This window comes from Enterobacter sp. HK-058-C-ECC, assembly GCF_047531125.1.
Classification (GTDB): Bacteria; Pseudomonadota; Gammaproteobacteria; order Enterobacterales; family Enterobacteriaceae; genus Enterobacter; species Enterobacter quasiroggenkampii.
Genome location: NZ_JBLKCH010000015.1, coordinates 33806 through 57436, shown reverse-complemented (window position 1 = coordinate 57436; position 23631 = coordinate 33806). Strand labels below are relative to the sequence as shown.

Genomic DNA, 23631 nt, shown 5'->3' with positions numbered 1-23631 from the left:
AAACAACCGGGCCCCATCGAGGAACGGAGCCCGGGTGTCATATTAAAAGCCCGAAAATTTTACTCATTTTCGGGCAAAAAGCAATCTCAAAAGCGATTAACGCCCTGGAAAACCGGGAGGCATCATCCCTTTCATGCCGCGCATCATCTTCGCCATGCCGCCTTTCTTCATTTTCTTCATCATGCGCTGCATGTCGTCGAACTGTTTCAGAAGGCGGTTAACGTCCTGCACCTGCATGCCGCAACCGGCTGCAATACGGCGTTTACGGGAACCTTTGATGATATCCGGGTTAGCGCGCTCTTTAAGAGTCATCGAGTTGATGATCGCCTCCATACGCACCAGCACCTTGTCATCCATCTGAGCTTTCACGTTGTCAGGGATCTGGCCCATGCCCGGCAGTTTGCCCATCAGGCTGGCCATGCCGCCCATGTTTTTCATCTGACGCAGCTGCTCAAGGAAGTCGGTGAGATCGAAACCGTCGCCTTTTTTCAGCTTGCTGGCAAGCTTCTCGGCCTGCGCGCGGTCAACCTTGCTCTCGATATCTTCGATCAGCGACAGCACGTCGCCCATGCCGAGGATACGGGAGGCAATACGATCCGGGTGGAACGGCTCCAGCGCTTCGGTTTTCTCGCCCACGCCGAGGAATTTGATCGGCTTGCCGGTGATGTGACGAATGGAGAGGGCCGCACCGCCGCGGGCGTCACCGTCCACCTTGGTCAGCACCACGCCGGTTAACGGCAGCGCTTCGTTAAACGCTTTCGCGGTATTCGCCGCATCCTGACCGGTCATGGCGTCGACAACAAACAGGGTCTCTACCGGGTTGATAGAGGCATGCACCTGCTTGATCTCGTCCATCATCGCTTCGTCAACGTGCAGACGACCGGCGGTATCCACCAGCAGCACGTCGTAGAATTTCAGCTTCGCCTCTTTCAGCGCGGCGTTAACGATGTCGACAGGCTTCTGCGCCACGTCGGACGGGAAGAAATCCACGCCAACCTGCTCTGCCAGGGTTTCCAGCTGCTTGATCGCCGCCGGGCGATAGACGTCCGCAGAGACCACCAGCACTTTTTTCTTGTGCTTTTCGCGCAGGAACTTACCCAGCTTACCGACGCTGGTCGTTTTACCCGCACCCTGCAGGCCCGCCATCAGCACCACGGCCGGTGGCTGAGCGGCCAGGTTAAGCACCTGGTTCTCTTCGCCCATCGCCGAAACCAGTTCATTACGAACGATTTTGACGAACTCCTGACCCGGGGTCAGGCTCTTGTTAACTTCATGACCAACCGCCTTCTCTTTTACGCGGTTGATAAAATCACGAACAACCGGCAACGCGACGTCTGCTTCCAGCAGCGCCATGCGCACTTCGCGCAGCGTTTCCTTGATGTTCTCTTCAGTAAGGCGTCCGCGGCCGCTGATGTTGCGCAGCGTGCGCGACAAACGATCGGTTAAATTATCAAACATTGTCTCTCGCCTGAGTAGAAACGTTGGGCCGCCATGAGCGACACATACACAGAATTTTGCCGGAGTATAACATGAAGGCGCCTTTGTTGTTATGCAACGGTTGGAGCAGGCGTCACGTAACGTTATACTGCTTCTCTTTCTTATTAAGACAACTGTCGATGCCTATATGCCTGTTTTCGCACTGATCGCCCTTGTTGCCTACTCTGTCAGCCTCGCGCTGATCGTTCCCGGACTGCTGCAAAAAAACAGCGGCTGGCGGCGCATGGCTATTCTTTCTGCGGTCATCGCACTGATTAGCCACGCCTTTGCGCTGGAATCACGCATCATCCCCGGCGACGGCAGCGTGCAAAACCTGAGCGTCCTCAACGTCGGCTCGCTGGTCAGCCTGATGATCTGTACGGTAATGACCATCGTCGCGTCTAAAAATCGCGGCTGGCTACTGCTGCCGATTGTCTACACCTTCGCGCTGATCAATCTGGCCCTCGCCACCTTTATGCCTAATGAGTTCATTACGCATCTGGAGGCTACCCCGGGGATGCTGGTGCATATCGGCCTGTCGCTCTTTGCCTACGCGACGCTGATTATCGCCGCGCTTTACGCCATGCAGCTCGCCTGGATTGACTACCAGCTGAAAAACAAAAAGCTGGCCTTTAACCATGAAATGCCGCCGCTGATGGTCATTGAGCGTAAGATGTTCCATATCACCCAGGTGGGGGTGGTGCTGCTGACGCTCACGCTCTGCACGGGCCTGTTTTACATGAAGAACCTGTTCAGCGTGGAGAATATCGATAAAGCGGTGCTCTCCATCATCGCGTGGTTTGTCTATATTGTCCTGTTATGGGGCCATTATCATGAAGGCTGGCGCGGTCGTCGCGTGGTCTGGTTCAACGTCGCGGGTGCGGGCATTCTCACCCTTGCCTATTTTGGCAGCCGCTTCATACAGCAATTTGCTGGCTAAGAAACAAAGGAGTTCCCCCTGGAACACATCTCTACCACCACGCTGATCGTTACGCTGATCGTCATGGTGGTCATCTCCGCCTATTTCTCCGGCTCGGAAACCGGCATGATGACCTTAAACCGCTACCGGTTACGTCATCGTGCTAAACAGGGTAACCGCGCCGCCCGTCGCGTTGAAAAGCTGCTCCGCAAGCCGGATCGCCTGATAAGCCTGGTGCTCATCGGCAACAACCTCGTCAACATTCTGGCCTCCGCCCTCGGCACCATCGTCGGGATGCGCCTGTACGGTAACGCCGGGGTAGCGATTGCCACCGGCGTGCTGACGTTCGTGGTGCTGGTGTTTGCCGAAGTGCTGCCGAAAACCATCGCCGCGCTTTACCCGGAGAAGGTCGCCTACCCGAGCAGCTTCCTGCTGGCACCGCTGCAGATCCTGATGATGCCGCTGGTCTGGCTGCTGAACATGGTGACGCGCGTCCTGATGCGGATGGTGGGAATCAAAGCCGACGTCACCATCAGCAGCGCGCTCAGCAAAGAGGAGCTGCGCACTATCGTGAATGAATCCCGCTCGCAGATCTCCCGGCGCAATCAGGACATGCTCCTGTCGGTGCTGGATCTGGAAAAGGTGAGCGTGAACGACATCATGGTGCCGCGTAACGAAATCGTCGGTATCGACATCAATGACGACTGGAAAGCCATCGTCCGACAGCTGACGCACTCCCCGCACGGGCGCATTGTGCTGTACCGCGACTCGCTGGATGACGCCATCAGCATGCTGCGCGTGCGCGAAGCCTACCGTCTGATGACCGAGAAAAAAGAGTTCACCAAAGAGGTGATGCTGCGCGCCGCCGACGAGATTTACTACGTGCCGGAAGGAACGCCGCTCAGCACGCAGTTGGTGAAATTCCAGCGCAACAAGAAGAAGGTCGGCCTGGTGGTCAACGAGTACGGCGATATCCAGGGGCTGGTGACGGTCGAAGATATTCTGGAAGAGATTGTCGGGGACTTTACTACCTCAATGTCGCCTTCCCTCGCGGAAGAGGTCACACCGCAAAACGACGGCTCGGTGCTGATTGACGGAAGCGCGAACATTCGTGAACTCAACAAAGCCTTTAACTGGCATTTGCCGGAAGATGAGGCTCGCACCATTAACGGGATGATTCTGGAAGCGCTGGAAGAGATTCCGGCCGCGGGCACGCGGGTGCGCATTGAGCAGTACGATATTGATATCCTGGACGTGCAGGACAATATGATCAAGCAGGTGAAAGTCCTGCCCGTTAAACCCCTGCGCGAAAGTATCGCGGAGTAAGGTTATAGGCCGGGTAAGGCGAACGCCGCTACCCGGCACTACGGATAGCGAATTACGCTTTCGCTTTCGCCACGGTCACCATCGCCGCGCGAATGGTACGGCCGTTCAGGGTGTAACCTTTCTGCATTACGCCCAGCACTTTACCGGCTTCAATCTCTTCAGATTCAACCATCGCAATCGCCTGGTGAACGTTTGGATCCAGCGGAACGTCGGTATCGGCAATCACTTCCACGCCAAACTTACGCACCACGTCGAGCATGGATTTCAGCGTCAGTTCGATACCTTCGATCATTGCGGCGTTGTCCGGATTCGCTTTGTCAGCCACTTCCAGGGCACGATCGAGGCTATCGATCACCGGCAGCAGTTCGTTGACGAATTTCTCCAGCGCAAATTTATGCGCCTTTTCAACGTCCTGCTCGGTACGGCGACGCAGGTTTTCCATTTCCGCCTTGATGCGCAGAACACTGTCGCGTTCGCGATTCTGTGCTTCTACCAGCTGGGCTTCCAGATTCGCAATTTTTTCATCGCGCGGGTCCACCTGCTCAGCAGATGCGTCTGGCTCTACAGCCTCAACTTCATCGTGCTGTTCCGTGATAATTTCTTCAGGGGCTTGCCCCTCAGGCGTTTTCTGTTCTTTACTACTCATGAATTTCTCCGCGTTTTTCTGCATTCATCTCGCTAACTTCGCTTATTATGGGGATCAGTTTCCGGGATTCAAGGGAACAAGACAGATTGTCATCATTCATCAGGCACAAGGACCTCCAGAAAATGAATAATCATTTCAGGTGTATTGGGATCGTCGGGCATCCGCGTCACCCTACCGCACTAACGACACATGAAATGTTGTATCGCTGGTTGTGTAGCAAAGGCTATGAAGTGATGGTCGAGCAGCAGATTGCCCAGGAGCTGCAGCTGAAGAGCGTCAAAACCGGCACGCTGGCGGAAATTGGCCAACAGGCCGATCTCGCCGTGGTGGTGGGCGGCGACGGCAACATGCTCGGCGCGGCCCGCACGCTGGCGCGTTATGACATCAAGGTCATCGGCATCAACCGTGGCAATCTCGGTTTTTTAACCGACCTCGACCCGGACAATGCGCAGCAGCAGCTGGCCGACGTGCTGGAAGGCCACTATATCAGTGAAAAACGCTTTTTACTGGAAGCGCAGGTCTGCCAGCAGGACTGTCAGAAACGCATCAGCACCGCGATTAACGAGGTGGTCCTTCACCCCGGTAAAGTGGCGCATATGATTGAGTTCGAAGTCTATATCGACGAAATCTTTGCCTTCTCCCAGCGTTCTGACGGGCTGATTATCTCCACCCCGACCGGCTCAACCGCCTACTCGTTGTCTGCCGGCGGCCCGATCCTGACCCCCTCTCTGGACGCCATTACCCTGGTGCCGATGTTCCCGCACACGCTCTCCGCCCGCCCGCTGGTGATCAACGGCGACAGCACGATCCGTCTGCGCTTCTCGCACCGCCGTAACGACCTGGAGATCAGCTGCGACAGCCAGATTGCGCTTCCGATCCAGGAAGGTGAAGATGTGCTTATTCGCCGGTGTGATTACCACCTGAATTTGATTCATCCGAAAGATTACAGCTATTTCAACACATTAAGTTCGAAGCTTGGCTGGTCAAAAAAATTGTTCTGATTTTGCATCCAGGACTTTACTGTATATAAAACCAGTTTATACTGTATGAAAACACAGTTATGGTTTTTCATACAGGAAAACAATTATGCTGGCACAACTGACCATCAGCAACTTTGCCATTGTTCGTGAGCTTGAGATCGATTTCCACAGCGGCATGACGGCGATCACCGGGGAAACCGGTGCGGGTAAATCCATTGCCATTGATGCCCTCGGCTTGTGCCTTGGCGGCCGCGCCGAGGGCGACATGGTGCGCATGGGCGCAAACCGTGCCGACCTGTGCGCCCGCTTCTCCCTGAAAGACACCCCTGCAGCTCAGCGCTGGCTGGAGCAGAACCAGCTTGAAGATGGTCGTGAGTGTTTACTTCGCCGTGTAATCAGCAGCGACGGCCGCTCACGCGGCTTTATCAACGGCACGGCGGTCCCTCTCTCCCAGCTTCGTGAACTCGGTCAGCTGCTTATCCAGATCCACGGTCAGCACGCGCATCAGCAACTCGTTAAACCCGAACAGCAGAAAGCGCTGCTGGATGGCTATGCGGGTGAGTACGCGCTTACTCAGCTTATGGCGGAGCACTATCGCCAGTGGCATCAGAGCTGCCGCGAGCTCGCTCAGCACCAGCAGCAAAGCCAGGAGCGCGCCGCCCGTGCGGAGCTGCTGGAATACCAGCTCAAAGAGCTGAACGAATTTAACCCGCAGGCGGGTGAGTTTGAGCAAATCGACGAAGAGTACAAGCGCCTGGCGAACAGCGGACATCTGCTCTCAACCAGCCAGAATGCGCTCAACCTGCTCGCGGATGGCGAAGACGTGAACCTGCAGAGCCAGCTGTATAACGTCCGTCAGCTGCTTACCGAACTGGTCGGCATGGACAGCAAACTGTCTGGCGTCCTGGATATGCTGGAAGAGGCGGCCATTCAGATCTCTGAAGCCGGTGACGAACTGCGCCACTACTGTGAGCGTCTGGATCTCGACCCGAACCGTCTGTTTGAGCTGGAACAGCGTATCTCCCGTCAGATCTCGCTGGCGCGCAAGCACCACGTTACGCCGGAAGAGCTGCCGGGCTACTATCAGTCTCTGCTGGACGAGCAGCAGCAGCTTGACGATCAGGCTGACTCGCTGGAAACCCTCTCTCTGGCAGTGAGCCTGCATCATGAACAGGCGCTGGCGACAGCGCAAAAGCTGCATGAAATTCGTCAGCACTATGCTCAGGAGTTAAGCCAGCACATTACCGACAGCATGCACACGCTGGCGATGCCGCACGGCGTCTTCACCATTGACGTTCGCTTTGAAGAGAATCACCTGACGGCGGAAGGTGCGGATCGCATCGAATTCCGCGTCACCACCAACCCGGGGCAGCCGCTGCAGGCGATCTCCAAAGTGGCCTCAGGCGGTGAACTGTCACGTATTGCGCTGGCGATTCAGGTGATTACCGCACGTAAAATGGACACCCCGGCGCTGATTTTCGATGAAGTGGATGTCGGCATCAGCGGCCCGACGGCGGCGGTGGTGGGTAAACTGCTGCGCCAGCTCGGCGAATCCACGCAGGTGATGTGTGTCACCCACCTGCCGCAGGTCGCGGGCTGTGGCCATCATCACTTTATCGTCAGCAAAGAAACCGACGGTGAAATGACCGAAACGCACATGAAGCCGCTGGATAAACGTGCGCGTCTGCAGGAGCTGGCACGCCTGCTCGGCGGCAGCGAAGTCACACGTAACACGCTCGCGAACGCGAAAGAACTGCTGGCGGCATAAACTTTTTCGGGATCTCAGGGTCATACAGAACAACAAAAACGCCGCCAGACCGGTTTCAAAGTGGGGCAAGGTCTATTATCATCGGCATATTACATATGAGCCGCGTTCTGCTCGGGCCCGAAAAGGAATCAAATCACTATGCGTTGTAAAATGCTGACCGCTGCCGCAGCGGTTCTTCTGATGTTGACCGCAGGCTGTTCCACTCTGGAGAAAGTGGTTTACCGTCCTGACATCAACCAGGGGAACTACCTTACCCCTAACGATGTGTCCAAAATCCGCGTGGGGATGACACAACAGCAGGTCGCTTATGCACTGGGAACCCCGATGATGTCCGATCCGTTCGGCACTAACACCTGGTTCTATGTATTCCGTCAGAAGCCGGGCCATGAAGATGCGACCCAGCAGACCCTGACGCTGACCTTCAGCAGCGCCGGTGTGTTGACCAACATCGACAACAAGCCTGCCCTGACCAAATAATCCAGTGTCAGAAATGCAAAAAGGTGCTCATTGAGCACCTTTTTTGTTTTGTGTTGATCCCCTCGCCCCTTTGGGGAGAGGGTCAGGGTGAGGGGAAGAAAGCGCTACTTACTGGCCTTCTCCGCACGCTGACGACGCAGCTCTTTCGGGTCGGCAATCAGCGGACGATAAATCTCCACCCGGTCGCCCTCTTTCAGCACATCGCCCAGCTTCACCGGACGGCTGTAAATCCCGACCTTGTTCTTCGCCAGGTCGATATCGCTGCGAAGCTCGAGGATGCCGGAAGCACGGATGGCCGCCTCAACGGTCGCCCCCTCTTCCAGCGTCACGCGCTGCAGATACTGCTTCTCCGGCAACGCATAAACCACTTCTACAGCAATCTTATGCGACACTGTAAACCTCTTTGGCGCGGGTGGTGAACGCCTGAACCATATTCGATGCCAGCTCTTTAAAGATGCGGCCAAACGCCAGCTCAATCAGCTTATTGGTAAACTCGAAGTCCAGATGGAACTCAATGCGGCAGGCGTCAGCGCTCAGCGGCGTAAACTTCCAGCCTCCCATCAGGGTTTTGAACGGACCATCCACCAGATGCATCAAAATACTCTGATTGTTTGTCAGCGTATTACGGGTGGTGAACGTCTTGCTGATCCCCGCTTTGGAGACATCCACCGCCGCGGTCATCTGCGTCGGGCCAGACTCCAGAACGCGGCTCCCGGTGCATCCCGGAATAAATTCTGGATAAGACTGAACATCGTTCACTAACTGATACATTTGTTCCGCGCTGTAAGGCACAAGCGCAGTACGGCTAATCTGAGGCATAGCATTTCCCATGGTCACACAACGGACAAATAATAACATTTATCACCTGTTAAAAAAACGCTAAGCCTCATCTCGTGCTAAGATAGCGCGTTAGACCTCACAGGACGCAATGAGGTGACTTTTTGAAATCAGATTACCGACGGCTTTACGACACTTATGACGAAGAAAAAAGCACATAAACCAGGCTCGGCGACCATTGCGCTCAACAAGCGTGCTCGCCACGAGTATTTCATTGAAGAAGAATTCGAAGCTGGCCTTGCGTTGCAGGGCTGGGAAGTAAAATCGCTGCGCGCCGGGAAAGCCAACATCGGCGATAGCTACGTGATCCTGAAAGATGGCGAAGCCTTCCTGTTCGGCGCGAACTTTACGCCGCTGACCGTCGCCTCTTCACACTACGTGTGTGACCCAACGCGCACGCGCAAATTGCTGCTGAACAAGCGTGAGCTGGAATCCCTCTACGGACGCATCAACCGTGAAGGTTTCACCGTGGTCGCCCTGTCGCTGTATTGGAAAAACGCCTGGTGCAAAGTGAAAATTGGCGTCGCGAAGGGTAAAAAACAGCACGACAAACGTACTGACCTGAAAGAGCGTGAATGGCAGCTCGACAAAGCGCGCATTATGAAAAACGCAGGACGTTGATTCTGCACACTTATTGTACTATTCAATAAGTTAGCGTTCCGGGCTGGTATCCAGGAAGTGAAATCTGGTATACTCAGTTCAACACTATTGGGGCTGATTCTGGATTCGACGGGATTTGCGAAACCCAAGGTGCATGCCGAGGGGCGGTTTGCCTCGTTAAAAGCCGCAAAAAAATAGTCGCAAACGACGAAAACTACGCTTTAGCAGCTTAATAACCTGCTCTGAGCCCTCTCTCCCTAGCTTCCGCTCTTAAGACGGGGATCAAAGAGAGGTCAAACCCAAAAGAGATCGCGTGGAAGCCCTGCCTGGGGTTGAAGCGTTAAAACTAATCAGGCTAGTTCGTTAGTGGCGTGTTTGTCCGCAGCTGGCGTGCGAATGTAAAGACAAACTAAGCATGTAGTACCGAGGATGTAGAAATTTCGGACGCGGGTTCAACTCCCGCCAGCTCCACCAAAATTCTCCATCGGTGATTACCAGAGTCATCCGATGAAGTCCTAAGAGCCCGCACGGCGCAAGCCCTGCGGGCTTTTTTGTGCCCTCAATTTGTTCCGCGAAGTCCGAAGAGAACTAATTAAATCCGAACCTTTTAGGCCCATTGATAGGCCCAACGAAAAGCTCTATTGTTTTCGTTGGGCCTAAACGCATGGAGACTCCCCATGGCAAGAAAAACTAAGCCGTTAACCGATACGGAAATCAAAGCCGCCAAACCTAAAGATGCCGATTACCAGCTGTATGACGGCGACGGGCTTACTCTGCTAATCAAGGCCAGCGGTAGTAAGCTCTGGCAGTTCCGTTACTATCGCCCTCTGACCAAGCAACGAACCAAACAGAGCTTCGGTGCCTACCCTGCCGTCTCACTTTCTGATGCGCGTAAACTCAGAGCTGAATCTCGAGTTTTACTGGCGAAAGACATTGATCCGCAGGAACATCAGAAAGAACAGGTAAGAAATTCTCAAGAGGCCAAAACCAACACTTTCCTGTTAGTTGCCGAGCGTTGGTGGAATGTGAAGAAAGCCAGCGTAACAGAGGACTATGCCGACGATATCTGGCGCTCGCTTGAGAGAGATGTTTTCCCAGCAATCGGTGATATCAGTGTCACTGAGATTAAGGCTCATACTCTGGTTAAAGCAGTGCAGCCGGTTCAGGCCAGAGGTGCATTAGAGACAGTTCGCCGCCTTTGTCAGCGTATTAACGAAGTCATGATTTATGCGCAGAACACAGGCTTGATTGATGCAGTTCCCAGCGTAAACATCGGGAAAGCGTTCGAGAAACCGCAGAAGAAAAACATGCCTAGTATCCGCCCGGATCAACTTCCACAACTAATGCAAACTATGCGCACGGCAAGTATCAGCCTGTCCACACGATGCCTGTTCATGTGGCAGCTTCTCACCATTACCCGCCCTGCCGAAGCCGCTGAAGCTAGATGGGATGAGATCGATTTTGATGCCAACGAGTGGAAAATACCTGCAGCTCGAATGAAGATGAATCGGGACCATACGGTTCCATTACCTGATGGAGCTATCACTATTCTGGAAATGATGAAGTCTCTCAGTGGTGGCCGAGAATTTATCTTTCCCAGTCGCATCAAACCAACCCAGCCGATGAACAGCCAAACAGTGAATGCAGCACTCAAGCGTGCTGGTTTAGGGGGCGTTCTCGTTTCCCATGGTTTGCGTTCTATCGCAAGTACAGCTCTCAATGAGCAAGGGTTTCCGCCTGATGTTATTGAGGCAGCATTGGCTCATATAGACAAAAATGAGGTACGACGAGCTTATAATCGAAGCGATTATCTTGAGCAACGACGTCCAATGATGCAATGGTGGGCTGATTTTGTTAGCAAGGCCGATAGCGGGAGCATTGTTGAAAGCGGGAAAACGGGGTTAAAACTTGTGGGCTGAGTTTTGAACTGGACTGGTGCTTTCCCCGCAAAGGTGCATTGGCTCAAACCAGACCTGGAGTAATCGTAGATAGATCGCAATCGAATCTGACAGTCTGGTTTGTGCCAAAACTAGACTTTACAAGACAGCGCAAGGGGATATTACGAACAGTAAAGATATACTGAGAAGTCATAGCAACACAGAAAATGCCGAGACTACTCAGCGTACATTCAAGGCATAAAATCTGGAAAAAAGCCGTTCTAGGCAACGGCTTAGGATTTTAACAAAACTTCAAACGTTAGATAAATGTAGGAAGGTTGCCAAGATTGTCATGTTTAGTCTTGTTTGGATCGGTAGTAATGAAATCATCAGTCATAACTTCAACCTTTGCCCCTACAGACCATGATTTTTTTTCTTTGTTGTAAGTAATGGTTTTGAATTCTGCTTTCCCTTTTCTGATCAGTTCACCAACGAATGCACGCGAATTAACAGTGCCAGGTCCGATCTTCTTACCTAGGTTCTCATGAATTTTTACGAACTCAATATGCTGATTGTTGCTGTCCATTTTGATTGCTGAAATGTAGAAATCTTCCATTGCTATTTTCTCCAGAGGCAGATGCCCAGCGCAGCTGCTTTCATTTATATCCGTGCTTATCAGCCTCATTTCAATGGGTAGAACAAAAAATTTCTCTATTGATTTGATCTAAACAAACCAGTTTCCCTAAGTCTATTTTTCGCTCGTAGCAGACCTTCAGCTTAGTTACCTAGTCCGCTCAGTGCCAGAAGCGGACGCTTTCTCTCAGCCTGAATCTGATCAAATGCCAGAGGTTATATTTTGTGCGCTGCAAAACGGCTTTCTGGTAATCCGGCAAAAAAAGGTGACCGAATGCTGAAAAGCGCACCGTCATAAGCGGTTGGCTCTGCGAGTCCTACCCGGGCACTGGTACATGAAAGTGTGTGGAGTGACGAACCACCAAGCACCGGGCAGGTTGTCTGGAGGGCTGGAGCAGAAAGAATGCTGTGTATTTCTCCCACCGGACTGTATCGGACAACCCAACTGCCGCCCCATTCTGCGTTCCACAGATAGCCCTGCTCATCAATGCAGGAACCATCAGGCGCGCCGCCGTCTTCGATTTTGGTGAACACGCGCTGGTTTTGCAGCGAGGGGTAATCGCAGCACATAATCCGACCCTGCATCGAGTCACAGTAATAGAACGTGCCACCATCGGGGCTGAAACAGATGCTGTTCGGTATAGCGACATCGGGCGATGCAAACGTCTCAACAGTCAGCGTTGCCGCATTGAGTCGATGAAACTTACCGATGACTTTAACGGGATAATCGTCATCCATCGTCCCGAAGACAAAATTACCGGCACGGTCGCACCGTCCATCACCCATACGGGTGCCGGTGTCTCCCAGTGAAGCAGCCACTGGGGTAATTAATCCGCTGTTGAGATCATAGAAAGCCAGCCTTGTCGTGAATCCCATCAGCAGAATGTGATCCTGTTCAGTTAGGGCAAAGGAGCCAAGACGTTCAGGCAGCGACCAGCGCATCACAGCATCAATACCTTCTTCTATGGCGAGAAGTTCACTGGCTTCAATGTCAGTCCAGTAGAGCCTGCGGGTTCTTTCACACTACAGAGGGCATTCTCCCAGCGTATTCCTGACCTCAGCTGCAATTGAAAACATGTTAATCCTCCGGATATAAAAGATCGTACTGCACGATGGCAAAAGTGGATAACGCAGTTACTGCAGAAAACGTGCAGAGAGCCGATCGCCGAAAAGCATGACAGCAAGTCCGAGTAGCATGACAACCATTCCCCCCAGCCTGACTAACGAAACCGGGCGCTGCACAGCGCCCAGCAAGCCAAAATGGTCAATCATCTGCGAGGAAAGTAACTGTCCGACAATCGCCAGCCCGAGCAGAGCTGAAAATCCGATTTTCGACGCCAGCACGACATAGCTGAACAGGGCACATGCGCCTATCAGGCCGCCCGCAAGACTCCAGAGGGGTTGTGACGGGATCGCCGCCAGCGATGTCATTAGCCCGCCCCTGAGCAGTGCGTAAATCCCCAGACTGAATGCGCCCGCCGTAAAGGAAAACAGCGCCGCAGTGACCGGATCACCTTCCAGTCCCCTTGCCAGCTGGCTGTTCAGGGTTGTCTGCAGGGTGATCCCCAGACCTGCGGCAAACGCGATTACGTAATAAATCATGCTTTTCATCCCGGTCAGTCTGCCTGCTCCAGCGGCAGGAAGACGTCAGCAAAAATGTCAGGCTGGTAGCCAGAGGCGGCAAACAGGTGCTCACGTGACTCATCAATCGCCGCACGCAGTCGCGCGCTGTTAAATAGCGATGACTGGGAGACTGGTAAACAAGGCCAGGTCAAAGGCCAGGTGGTCCGGCAACACAAAAAGTTGGGACTTAATAATTACCACCTTCACTCGTATTCTTATCAACGGTGTGAAAATGGTAATTTGGATGCGGCTAAAAAAATTATTGAGGTAAAAACGTTGCGGCGTGGCTCCAGCTCACTTTTTCATAAGGTAAGTTTAACATTGGAATTGTTTTTTCTAGTGCCTGTTCTGCAGTTCTGACATCATTTTCAGGGTTGATTTGATAGGCACTTTCCAGTTTTACAACCGATGTACCTTTAGGCATATTGTCATAAATCAGCGCAAGCTCATGAACTAGCTCATCGTTGATCAGAACCCTTGGCGTATGTTCAAGCCTCACCCCCACCACAGTAAAAGACTGTACAGTACTGTCACCAGTTATCTGATCGCGTAAAATATAAATAAGCAGCGGGGCAGAAATTCCCTTGGCTACAGCTACAGATGAATTAAACTTCTCAGCCTGAGCTATCGCATTGTTCAAAATGACGTGCCCCACCCCAAGAATGTCTAAAGTCTTGTCCGCCGAAACTCGGTTAAAGGTCATGTTGGTATATTTTTTTTTGATGCCAAACTGAGTAATCCAGGCCTTTGGTGTAACAAAACTTAGAACATTGTCTTCATTCTCCAGGCGATGGCCATTTAGTTTGAGCATATTTTCCAGGAAGCCGTACATATTCCCCAAGTCAAGCTTCGGCACTTCCTGCAAATTCTGATACTCAAATTTATCAACATGTCCTACAAGCCCCTTCACCACACTAACAGCCGATCGCCCTCCAAATGTCCCCGTCTGTGAGTCGAACCAGGTTTTCAGTGTCTCAGATTTCTGCCTAAGTCCACCGATGAAAAGCGAATCAAAGAACCCTTTATCACTCATCCCCAGGATAAGCTGCAGCAGATCTTCCGGTTCTTCCATGGCATCACCCAAAGAGCGCATGACAGTGGTTATTTTGCTGTTTAACAAATCCCATATTCTGGACTCTACGGTATCAGGGTTGCGTAAAGTAATGACTTCCACCTGATGTTTTTGGCCGTAGCGATTGAGTCTCCCTACGCGCTGGTGGAGACGCATCGGATTCCATGGCAGATCCACATGAATCATGGAATAACAGTTGTCCTGTAAATCAATACCTTCACCACCCGCCTCAGTACAAACAATAAAACGCACCTGTCCATTTTTGAACTGATCCGCGGCATGGTAGCGATCCATACTCCATGTCGTTTTGACGCCCTGATTATTGTAGATCCCTTCCAGACGCCCTTCGCCGTTGATAAAGCTGACGCAACCATAGCCAAAGCGAGCATTCAGAGTATTGATTAGCAGAGCCTGTGTAGCTTTATATTCAGTAAAGAATACGACGGTGCGATTAAGAAACGTGGTTTCCAGCACCTGGAGCAAGGTCTGGATTTTCGTTTCCGATTCCACATTCCCCGCAAGCTCCTGCAGCTCTTCAAGCATGGGAAGTTCATTCTGCATTAATTGAACCGAAGCAGACATTTCAACATATTCGCTTTCAAGCGCAATGTAGACATCATCGAGATCCGGAGCCTGGGAATCACTCAGGATAGCCGTCATTTCATCACTCAACGCCTGTAGCTTTTTCTTATTTTCCCCGAGCCTGGCGATACGCCCATTTATTGCAGCATAAATTGCAGCCACTGAGCTTGCTGCCAGTTTTTGCATCGCCGTTAAGACCAGTTGTACCGCCTGCTGGTTCGCAGAGGTCAGCGACGAAGCATAGGCTTGCCCTGATAAAATAAATCGTGTGAGCCGGTCGTAGAATAACTGCTCAGCCTCAGAAAAATGATAGGTCTGTGAAGCCACGCTGACGGTCTTAAACAAACGCTCACCGTCCATATTCGTAACGGTCTGCTTATTATTTCGAATCACTACATCCCGGACATGATGCTGTTGGGTTTCAAATGGCTTATTCACATCAAAGAGATCTGGGCGCAGCAATCGCAACAGCGCGAAAAAGCCGTAATTCTTCCCGCGATGCGGGGTAGCGGTGAAAAAAAGTCGTGAGGCAAACTTACCGTGATCGATAAGCTTTTGCACAAATCGATAGCCCTGAGTCGCACCCGAGTCTTCAAGCGAGTTAAGATGATGAGCTTCATCAATGATCAGCAAGTCCCAGTCGTCTGCTTTGAGCATTCGCTCGTGCCTGCCATTAATATCTTTTCGCAGCGTCGGCAATGAAGCGACTACGCAGGGATGCGTATTCCAGTAATCAGAACGCTCTGTATCAATTTCCGCGGAGTAGAGGGACAACCGAATATCGAACATCTGCCGCAAACGCTCCTGCCACTGCGGCACTAAGGACGCAGGAGCCAAAACTAACAGGCGCTGCACACGTTTCTTGGCCAGCAGAGGCCAAAGGATCAGCCCCGCCTCAACTGTTTTCCCCAGTCCTACATCATCAGCGATTAGCTTTTGTACCGGCCATTGCCGTAACACGCGATGACATACCCATAACTGATGCGGCAACAGATTGATACGTGAAGTAGAAAATACCCCCCAACTATCATTGATGGAGCGGATCGCAAGCGCCTGACTGCGCGCCAGGACTTCACGCAGATCGTCGTAATTTCCTTCTGCCAAAGCATCCTGAGCGCTGCGTACCGGCTCCAGTTCGGAAAGTGGACGCTCTTCAAAACTCGACTCGAAACGAATAAGTGCGGTATTTTCTCGCAGGAGCTCTATCGTCCCCAGCCCAAAACGCTCATGTCGCACCTGCTGGCTCTGCTGAAATGTCATTTTCATACGTACTCCAGGGGATCCTGCCCAAATATTTCAATGCGAAGCGAGCTTTTCTCGTTACTGGTTAAAATGCGCAGCGGTATGTCGAAACAATGATTAAAGGTCGCATTTTCCTTACCAAGGTGTTCGCTGAAAAACGTCCACAACAGAAGAGAATCACTGGCAGACGACTGCTTAACATTTATTTCTTCATACTCCATTGCCAACAACAGACGTCTGACGCGTTCTGGAGCAGAGAAGCAATATCGATGAATGTTTGGGTCTGTAAACACGTTATTACGCACCAATTCACGGAAGATGAAATTCACCCCAGTACCGAGAGTTGCACGCAACTCCGGAACTACAGTTCCCGCGCCCGTTCCCGAGAGCCTGGGACTGGATGCTGGTCGCAGTAAATCCCCAATATCTTCAAGGAATACTTCCGACATATCCAATAGTTCGCGATAGGTATCTAAATGTTTGGAAAAACGATACAGCGGAAGTATTTGCAACCAGATACGATACTTATCGCTATCAAAAGACTCGTTGAGATATTCATCCATCACATCCAGCCACTGCTGTGCAGCATCAGGATTAACAAACGTGTCCCACCAGCCTTTTTCCTCAAAACGTTCAATCGCGGAACGATGTTGCTCTTCCTGAGTTCGGCCAATGGTCTGGCATGAGCCCAGATAAAGGAGTTTCAATAAGGCAAGGCGTGAATTCTGATCGTTAGAGCTATTTCTTAACGCCTCCCAGTCAAACCAACCGTCTGGGTAGAGTCGGGCATTGTACTTCGCCAACTCCTCCTGCTGGTTCTCTTCCCACCAGCGATAGATTTTTTGCACCGCCTCGCCAGGAGTCAGCAACGGTTTATACTCGCTCGGCGCTTCACGGATCTCGCGTTCCCATGCCCTTGTTCTGTCACTGTCAGTCAATAACCGTCCCTGCAGAAGAGAGGCAATATCATTATTGCTCCAGTGCCAGTCTGCCGGGAACGCGCCAGGGCGCAGCTTAAGTTCAAGTAACCAGTCTGGCGGTATCTCTTCCATCAGAATAGCGGCCAGTTTCTCCCCTTCCTGACCTTCAATCAGAAAACGACAAACTGCCTTCCGCTTTTGATTATCAGCCGCCAGGTCTTTGCGTTTTGCCCATTTGATTAAATCCTCAAAAACATATCCCTGGCTTCTGCGTTTGCAATAAACAATGAATTCACAAGCCTGTGCAGAGTATGACGATGAGATAATGGCATCAGTTGGAGCAAAGCCAGAAATCAAACGTTCATTCTTTTCGGCACAAGGCATGTTACCGAGCAAAATTTGGCTAATCGGGCGTGTAGAGCCGGCCTGTGTCTGCACAAACAGGTTCGTCAGCTGTTTTCTGAATGCCTCGATTTTGTCCTGCCAGCCTGTCATTTCTCCCAGTCGCTTATCGAATTCTTCGTTAAACACGACAGCCAACTTTTCAGCATCTCGCGGTGACAAATGCTGAATATCAACACCCTGTTTATCTGGTAATGACGCGCTTAATAGCGTTTCAAGCGACAATTTACTATCGACTTTTAGTTTGCTTCCCGTCGTCTCTGCGACCAGACACTGTGTGCTATGCAAAGCCTGAAAAGCGGGGAGATGAATCAGTGAACTCGCCAGACGAGAAACCAGTTCATCCGCGCAACGCACTCTATCACTCAACTTTATCAGTCCGGCCGCCTGGTCTTTAAATCCGTTAGGTAGCGCCGGATACGACCGATAAAAGCTCATGATGCCGTTCTCGCTTTCGTAAAGCTGCTGTAGCAACTTTTCGTTTTCCATCGCGTTAGCATCGTTACTAATGCCTGTGGACATCACATCCCAGACGCTTTCCCAGAACTGAGTGTGGGTCAATCCTGGGCTCAGTTCCCACCCGGCCAACAACTCTTCCCAGTTATGCTCAGTTTCACGCCAGAGCAATTCCAGCAACGAATGAACTTTTGCTCCCGCTTTCTGGATAATGCCCCGATTACGATCGGCTTCTATTGCCAACTGACGCCGACCAATATCAACCTCAAATCCTGCGTTAATCAAAAAACCCTGCCGGGTATCACTCATCAGCGGAGACAAGTTCCACAATCGAGGGATATGAGAATCAAAACTTCTCAGCCCCTTACGCGTGACCTGAAAAACAAGATGACAACGTTCATCATCGATTTCAGTTTGGTAAACCATCACTCGTACTGGTGACTGCACTCCCTTGCTGTTCGGCAGCATAATCTTGCCTGATGACAGTCCTGGAATACGTGCATACAGAGAAGGTTCCCAACGCCATTCATGATCATCAACGCTAATCTGGCGCAGGTTACGCGCATAAAGACTTAGCAACCCGGCATAAAGAGTAAAATCTTTTAACACCGCTTCCGCTTGCATTTGCTGGCGCAGCGGCAAATACACAAGTGTAGGTAACAGGCCATTCGTCGCGGCACTTTCAGTGAGTTGATTTAGTTGCTTATAGCTTTCAGCATCACAGGACTCGGGAACAATTCCACCCGCTATTTTGGTCGCCAGCCGCCCCGACAACAGGTAAGGGTTATCAGATACAAGCAGACAGCTTTTGAAGCCGAGGCCGAACTTGCCGGTAACGCCCTGCTCTTTATCCGACTGATAAAGCGCCAGCATTTTTTTCAGATCGTTTTTGTAGCCATCATGAACATTCTCTATTTGCTCATTTTTAACGCTCTGGAAGCGGTTGATTTCTCGCCCCCAGTTGAAGAACGACAATCCGCCGTTTTGCTCTTTCACCATAAATTGCTGGTGCACCCGCTCATGACGGACATCGCTGTCCAGCGTAAACAACTCTTGTACTGCATCATCGGCATTCTGGAACAGCTCAAAAGGAACGCTTGATGGCTGGTACTGCGCATCCTCTATGCGTTTTCTGACTGCAGTTAATATTTCAGCCCGCAATTCAGGCCGATCCCTAATGGCATCTGCAATCTCATAGACAATGTCAGTAAGTTTCGAGCTGTGAAGCGACTTACCGTCACTCTTTTCAGCAAGAGAATGAAGTTCACTCTCATAAGCTCTCATTAAAACGTTAAGCTCAGAGTTTTTAAGGCCCAGCGTTTTCAGGCGTTCTACGATGCTGTTCAGAATCGTGACGCGAGCGATATTCACATCCAACTGCTCGGCCTGCTCAAAGGATTGCCAGAGCGTGTCCAGTCTTGCACGCTGGAGATAAACTCCTTCCAGCAGCCAGCTGGTGCTGCGTTTCAGAATCGCCAAAAGTTGCTGCAACGTGTACTGGTCTGGGGAAAATCGGCGAATGAAGATTTGCGGTGCCTGGCCGGTATAAAAAGCGTAGCCGTGCTGACCCACAAAGATCGTATCGAGATCAGTTGCTAGCGCCACGGTCAAACGTTCCTGGAACAGTGAATGAACCTGCAACGTATTTTCTTCGTAAACCTTCACGGAAAAGGCATATTTCTCAATACACTGTGAGAGCGTTAGCCCTGCAAAGTGAGCGTCATGGTTGGTTAAGGGTTTACTGTCCTGCGACAGTTCATTCACGAACAGGGCATAACTTTGCAGCCCCAGGTAACTCTCACACAGCTTACGAACCTTATGATTCCCCGCCAGCAAAGCCAGTAGTGCAGCAATGGCCTTATGTGGAACCCAGCGTTCCCAGGGCGCAAAGTAATCCCTTAAGACACTGGCAGAATACTCCACATGATTGAGATGCCCTTCAGACTCAGCATTGTCTATCGGCAGATCATTTGCCTGCAGCCATCCTTGCAAATTCGCCCAGTCGTCCTCATGTAAAACAGTACTACGCTCTGCGCCCGTAACGCCATAACAAAGGTCTGCAGCTAACGCCCAAGTATCAGCAGCCGTTCTGAGCGAGATTGAACGCAATACGCTGGCGGGATCTGAATGGGTATGACACAGCGAACTTAACAGCGCTTTACGCAATTCACCGCTTTGGGTTGGATTCATGCTGTCGACGAGACGCCGATAGCTGGAAACTATCTTGTCAGTCACCGGATGCGCAAAACTTAGCGCATTGATGGCCTCATTACCCTCAAGCGACCCTGCGCCTTTGATGCATTCAATTAAAAGCCGCCAGCCTTCAAAGTTCTCAAACGCGTAAGATCTATCACTGGCCTGAAGAATAATCGTATCTGAGAGACGCAAACTGCTGCCGATAGCATAAAGAGGAAGTGTACCAGCCACAGTGAGCGCTTTGTAAAACGCAGCCTTACCTTGCACAATCAATGGACTCACTGCACGGTTAGCATCATCTGGTAGAACAATATCCTCAAGCAGCGCTATGAGAGGCGTCGCTTCTGTCAGCTTTGCTATCTCCGGATAGTCTGCCGCACTGATATCCAGAATATTTTCTGGCGCTATCGCGACACCACGGTGCAAAAGCCATTTTTTGTGGCACAGGTTGTTGAATGCTCTCTCTGAAGACAAGTCATTCATCGGCTGCATTAACAGTTGCAGGATAAAATCGCAGTATCGTACCGGGTTCGGCTCGGATAAAGCCAACATGACCGCATGTTCAGCGTTCACCATTGGCAAATATTTGCGCTGCTGCTCCTGCACTTCTGGCTGACTGGCGGATTGGATGAACGTCACGTTGTCATTCAATTCAGTGGGCAGTTCAATGCGTCCCCCACGTAAGAAACAACGCTCATCAAGGGATATATACCCCTCTTTACCTTCCCTGCGATGAAGCGCCATCTGCCGCCACATTGTTTCGCCCATAGAGCGACCAATGTGCATCAGAACTTCTTCCGCATCTTCTGCAGATAAGTCATCAAACTCCAGATATTTAAGGCTTTCTTTGAAGCGGCGGATCACGTGTTCCGGTGTCACGCTATCCAACCTGAGCGCCTTCTCAAATCCGGGAGTCAGCCCAAGATTCTGCTCAATTTCTGGCGAAATAATTGTCCACTTAACGAGCTCTGAATCGGCATCAGACAATATTTTTGCCCATACGGGATGCGCTTTACCCGCCTTCCACAATTCAGCTTCACCAGTATCAGCCGAATTACCGTGCATCAGATAGCGATAGGCAAGCCGATCTCCGGCGCTAAATTTGTCCGCGTCCGCGGCCATTTTGTTGAGTAAACCGATGCGTTTTACCGGCGAATCCAGATCCGGATGAAGCTCAAGCAAATGGACCACACCCGCGCTATCACACTCCTGCGCTTCTGAATATTCAGAGCCGCCAAAAAGGGTCTGGTTAATGTCATTGGTGATCAGCACGACTTCTTTTTCGAGCAGAGCCTGCTGCAACAATACGCTTAACCCCATACCAAAGTTAGCGCTTCCTCCACGTCTGAAGATTCTGCATTTTTGTTTTAAGTTGAGCAGATGGCGACGCGTTTCAAGGTATGGCACACCGGTTGGCTGCGAGACCTTAAAGATTTTCAAGGTATCAAACCGGCGGTACAGTTCCTGTCGATCGGGAGCGGAGAGTTTGCCAATAAAATCCCGCACCAGTTTTTCAAAATCGTCGCTGGCAGATGCTTGTGCCTGCATCGCCTGCAGTAAACTTCCGACAGTCTCCCAGTTCAAAGAAGCACTGGCGGGCTCTTTACTGTTATCAAGAAAAGCAGGAACCAGCAGCGTCTCCATAGCAGTACGCCCGAGCGTTTCCCACAGGGCCTGCTCCTGACGGTCAATGGCAATTCTGTAACGCCAGGTCGGACGAATGAGCGCCATCAATTCACCGATCGCCGCTTGGTTACGTGAAAGCTCCACCAGCGGTACGCCAGAAAACGTTTTTCTGAGCAACAAAATCAGGTCACGGGCATAATTATCCGACGCAATCGGCAACGCTTTAAGCAGTTGATTAAGATAGTTCGTGAGCTTAGGCACCGTAAATACCATTGACGGTATGGCCTGTAGCAACGCCTGGATCTCCGATAACTGCCACTTACTTTTAAATTCGTTGTAGATATTCTGCTGCGTTTCATCGATAAATCTGTGCGTTACACCCAGGCTTTCCAGAGCGGGCAGCACTTCCCAGGGCCGGTGCGCTTCACCTGAAGGGGTGGCAGGCAATAAACGAACGGGAGTGTTCGCATCAACTAAACACCACTGACTTCCATCCCGCGTGAGTTCGCATACCCAGAGATGGTACAACGTTACCCAGTGGAGCCAGGCATTATTGCTGCGTAAAGCTCTACGCACACCATCTGAAATTGCCGCTTTTTCCGCATATCCAGCGTGAATAAGCAACATCAGAGAGGAAATCGCTTTCGGTAACAGGGGCAGCGTTCCCTGAGTTGCCAAACTGCGGTTCCATTCCTGAACTAACTGTTCCTGGCCTGGCGAATGTGGGGCGATGAATAACGGCGTGGCGCTGGTGAGTGTAGCCAGCCCCTGGATACCCACTCGCCCGGCATCGATGAAAAAGTAACCGTGCAGAATAATTTGATACGAGTACTGACCCGTAAGAGAGAACGTTTGTTTCTGAGCATGCTGCGCGGTGTCCTGCTCGCCTAAAGGTAAAAACACGGCCCATTCAACCGTCAGCGTTGCTTCCCCTTCAGGTACTTTCTCCGCCAGCATCACCACCGCGGCATGAGGCAGCGCTTTATCCGCTGTCTTCTTGCCTTCTCGTGAATAACTGAATGGCCAGGTGCGTTGTGATTTCAACGCAGAAAACTCAGGCGTATCCAGCAAAACCTCATGCCCGACGTAGAATTTTTGCTGAGGGTCCCGCAATCCGGCACGCTGAACGGTAATGTGGCCTTGCCATTCCCCAGAACCATTAAGATTGGTAAATTGTGGGCGAGTAGCCTTTTCAGGCAGCGAGATATGTATTTGACGCTGATACCCCTGCCCTGTTTTCACGACCAGCTCAATGTCCTGCAAGGTTTTCATCAGCGGTAACAGGTTAGCGAGTTTATCCCCCAGACCTGGGTCAGTGATAAAATCAGGCACCTCATGACCATAGTCTTCACCGACAATAATATAATTTTCGTCATCCTGGCGGGCCTGATAGATGCTCTCTGAACGCAGCGGAACCCAGACAACAAAATAACCATCGCACTCATGTTGGGTGATCGCGCGGACTTCATCCTCAAGGCGAACTTTATCCTGCTCACTCACCTCCGCCCAGGAAGGTCTGTAGCTGTCCCAGGGGTTAAAGACGTCGGATTTAGCAGATTCGTCATGCCAGTCAAAAGCCTGGTAAAAGAACACTTCCCCGAGATGGAACAGGCTTTTCATTCCAAGGCCAAATTTCCCCACCGCATTGTTGTCACCTGGTTTGGTGCCAATGCCAATGGAGAGGATCCCCTCGACATCGTCGAGTGTCAGCGGCGCATTATTGATAAAAAAAAGCGCAGGGTCGCCCAATAAAGGGTGATCTGCCCCGGCAATGCCTGAGCTCCAGCCAAAGATTAATGATGACGCCTGTGCGTCATCTGCGTTTTGCACAATTTCCTTCAGGACAGGAAAGCCATTTTTATAACGGTCTTTTAAATTCGCAGCGATAATCGCAATGTCGTTGAGCGGCGTGGAATGCGCTTTAGCCATCATTAACCTCTGTGTGCAATTTACGCCCCTCGGTAGGACGTTAA

At 51.5% G+C, this 23631-nt stretch carries 16 protein-coding genes, 1 other RNA gene and 1 pseudogene; 8 read left to right on the top strand and 10 right to left on the bottom strand.

Annotation, left to right across the window (positions count from 1 at the left end):
• Positions 1-96 precede the first annotated feature (96 nt).
• Complete coding sequence (ffh, locus tag ACMWJS_RS20565; protein ID WP_014884878.1) at positions 97-1458, bottom strand: signal recognition particle protein; 1362 nt, start codon at positions 1456-1458, stop codon at positions 97-99.
• Between the two features lie 166 nt (positions 1459-1624).
• Between ffh and ACMWJS_RS20560 the strand changes: the two genes are divergently transcribed.
• Both ACMWJS_RS20560 and ACMWJS_RS20555 read left to right on the top strand, forming a co-directional pair.
• Positions 1625-2416 (top strand): inner membrane protein YpjD, encoded by a 792-nt coding sequence (locus ACMWJS_RS20560; protein ID WP_014884879.1) that lies wholly within the window; start codon positions 1625-1627, stop codon positions 2414-2416.
• Positions 2417-2434: 18 nt separating this feature from the next.
• Entirely contained in the window at positions 2435-3721 is a 1287-nt protein-coding gene (locus tag ACMWJS_RS20555) for an HlyC/CorC family transporter (protein ID WP_045909263.1), read from the top strand.
• 52 nt (positions 3722-3773) lie between these two features.
• On the opposite strand, the gene grpE is transcribed toward ACMWJS_RS20555, so the two are convergent.
• On the bottom strand, positions 3774-4367 hold the full coding sequence (gene grpE, locus ACMWJS_RS20550) for a nucleotide exchange factor GrpE (RefSeq protein ID WP_008502499.1): 594 nt from the start codon (positions 4365-4367) through the stop codon (positions 3774-3776).
• A gap of 122 nt (positions 4368-4489) precedes the next feature.
• Between grpE and nadK the strand changes: the two genes are divergently transcribed.
• The 3 genes from nadK to bamE all read left to right on the top strand — a co-directional run bounded on the left by nadK (position 4490) and on the right by bamE (position 7592).
• On the top strand, positions 4490-5368 hold the full coding sequence (gene nadK, locus ACMWJS_RS20545) for an NAD(+) kinase (protein ID WP_008502500.1): 879 nt from the start codon (positions 4490-4492) through the stop codon (positions 5366-5368).
• 85 nt (positions 5369-5453) lie between these two features.
• The gene (gene recN / locus ACMWJS_RS20540; protein WP_048029282.1) at positions 5454-7115 is read left to right on the top strand and encodes a DNA repair protein RecN; all 1662 of its coding nucleotides are present in this window, start codon (positions 5454-5456) and stop codon (positions 7113-7115) included.
• Positions 7116-7253: 138 nt separating this feature from the next.
• Positions 7254-7592: an outer membrane protein assembly factor BamE gene (bamE, locus tag ACMWJS_RS20535; RefSeq protein ID WP_008502502.1), complete on the top strand. Its 339-nt coding sequence runs from the start codon at positions 7254-7256 to the stop codon at positions 7590-7592.
• A gap of 104 nt (positions 7593-7696) precedes the next feature.
• Here the strand turns inward: bamE and ACMWJS_RS20530 are convergent, their stop codons facing one another.
• Both ACMWJS_RS20530 and ACMWJS_RS20525 read right to left on the bottom strand, forming a co-directional pair.
• The gene (locus tag ACMWJS_RS20530; protein ID WP_008502503.1) at positions 7697-7984 is read right to left on the bottom strand and encodes an RnfH family protein; all 288 of its coding nucleotides are present in this window, start codon (positions 7982-7984) and stop codon (positions 7697-7699) included.
• Positions 7974-8411 (bottom strand): type II toxin-antitoxin system RatA family toxin, encoded by a 438-nt coding sequence (locus ACMWJS_RS20525; RefSeq protein WP_008502504.1) that lies wholly within the window; start codon positions 8409-8411, stop codon positions 7974-7976. Before ACMWJS_RS20525 ends, ACMWJS_RS20530 begins: the two co-directional genes overlap by 11 nt.
• A 156-nt stretch (positions 8412-8567) precedes the next feature.
• Here ACMWJS_RS20525 and smpB point away from each other — a divergent pair, with 156 nt between their 5' ends.
• From smpB to ACMWJS_RS20510, 3 genes are all read left to right on the top strand, one after another.
• A complete protein-coding gene (gene smpB / locus ACMWJS_RS20520; protein WP_024908331.1) occupies positions 8568-9050 on the top strand; it encodes an SsrA-binding protein SmpB in 483 nt (160 codons plus the stop codon).
• An 89-nt stretch (positions 9051-9139) separates the two neighbouring features.
• Positions 9140-9503: a transfer-messenger RNA gene (gene ssrA / locus ACMWJS_RS20515) on the top strand.
• 203 nt (positions 9504-9706) lie between these two features.
• A complete protein-coding gene (locus ACMWJS_RS20510) occupies positions 9707-10948 on the top strand; it encodes an integrase (RefSeq protein ID WP_017383007.1) in 1242 nt (413 codons plus the stop codon).
• Positions 10949-11225: 277 nt separating this feature from the next.
• Here the strand turns inward: ACMWJS_RS20510 and ACMWJS_RS20505 are convergent, their stop codons facing one another.
• The 6 genes and pseudogenes from ACMWJS_RS20505 to ACMWJS_RS20480 all read right to left on the bottom strand — a co-directional run bounded on the left by ACMWJS_RS20505 (position 11226) and on the right by ACMWJS_RS20480 (position 23587).
• Positions 11226-11522, bottom strand: a complete 297-nt coding sequence (locus ACMWJS_RS20505) for a DUF3892 domain-containing protein (protein WP_017383008.1) — start codon at positions 11520-11522, stop codon at positions 11226-11228.
• A 233-nt stretch (positions 11523-11755) separates the two neighbouring features.
• A pseudogene (locus ACMWJS_RS20500) lies at positions 11756-12616 on the bottom strand (SMP-30/gluconolactonase/LRE family protein).
• Positions 12617-12673: 57 nt separating this feature from the next.
• The gene (locus ACMWJS_RS20495) at positions 12674-13141 is read right to left on the bottom strand and encodes a DMT family transporter (RefSeq protein ID WP_196796224.1); all 468 of its coding nucleotides are present in this window, start codon (positions 13139-13141) and stop codon (positions 12674-12676) included.
• Positions 13142-13155: 14 nt separating this feature from the next.
• Complete coding sequence (locus tag ACMWJS_RS20490) at positions 13156-13314, bottom strand: hypothetical protein (protein ID WP_017383011.1); 159 nt, start codon at positions 13312-13314, stop codon at positions 13156-13158.
• Between the two features lie 107 nt (positions 13315-13421).
• Positions 13422-16082, bottom strand: coding sequence for a DEAD/DEAH box helicase (locus ACMWJS_RS20485; protein ID WP_017383012.1), 2661 nt, complete (start codon positions 16080-16082; stop codon positions 13422-13424).
• A complete protein-coding gene (locus tag ACMWJS_RS20480) occupies positions 16079-23587 on the bottom strand; it encodes a sacsin N-terminal ATP-binding-like domain-containing protein (protein WP_017383013.1) in 7509 nt (2502 codons plus the stop codon). Before ACMWJS_RS20480 ends, ACMWJS_RS20485 begins: the two co-directional genes overlap by 4 nt.
• Between the last annotated feature and the right edge of the window lie 44 nt (positions 23588-23631).

What these genes read in the sequence shown, in the direction of transcription:
- ffh (WP_014884878.1), bottom strand. Translation starts at nt 1,458, where the DNA reads ATGTTTGATAATTTAACCGATCGTTTGTCGCGCACGCTGCGCAACATC.
- ACMWJS_RS20560 (WP_014884879.1), top strand. Translation starts at nt 1,625, where the DNA reads ATGCCTGTTTTCGCACTGATCGCCCTTGTTGCCTACTCTGTCAGCCTC.
- grpE (WP_008502499.1), bottom strand. Translation starts at nt 4,367, where the DNA reads ATGAGTAGTAAAGAACAGAAAACGCCTGAGGGGCAAGCCCCTGAAGAA.
- nadK (WP_008502500.1), top strand. Translation starts at nt 4,490, where the DNA reads ATGAATAATCATTTCAGGTGTATTGGGATCGTCGGGCATCCGCGTCAC.
- recN (WP_048029282.1), top strand. Translation starts at nt 5,454, where the DNA reads ATGCTGGCACAACTGACCATCAGCAACTTTGCCATTGTTCGTGAGCTT.
- bamE (WP_008502502.1), top strand. Translation starts at nt 7,254, where the DNA reads ATGCGTTGTAAAATGCTGACCGCTGCCGCAGCGGTTCTTCTGATGTTG.
- ACMWJS_RS20525 (WP_008502504.1), bottom strand. Translation starts at nt 8,411, where the DNA reads ATGCCTCAGATTAGCCGTACTGCGCTTGTGCCTTACAGCGCGGAACAA.
- smpB (WP_024908331.1), top strand. Translation starts at nt 8,568, where the DNA reads ATGACGAAGAAAAAAGCACATAAACCAGGCTCGGCGACCATTGCGCTC.
- ACMWJS_RS20510 (WP_017383007.1), top strand. Translation starts at nt 9,707, where the DNA reads ATGGCAAGAAAAACTAAGCCGTTAACCGATACGGAAATCAAAGCCGCC.
- ACMWJS_RS20505 (WP_017383008.1), bottom strand. Translation starts at nt 11,522, where the DNA reads ATGGAAGATTTCTACATTTCAGCAATCAAAATGGACAGCAACAATCAG.
- ACMWJS_RS20495 (WP_196796224.1), bottom strand. Translation starts at nt 13,141, where the DNA reads ATGATTTATTACGTAATCGCGTTTGCCGCAGGTCTGGGGATCACCCTG.
- ACMWJS_RS20485 (WP_017383012.1), bottom strand. Translation starts at nt 16,082, where the DNA reads ATGAAAATGACATTTCAGCAGAGCCAGCAGGTGCGACATGAGCGTTTT.
- ACMWJS_RS20480 (WP_017383013.1), bottom strand. Translation starts at nt 23,587, where the DNA reads ATGGCTAAAGCGCATTCCACGCCGCTCAACGACATTGCGATTATCGCT.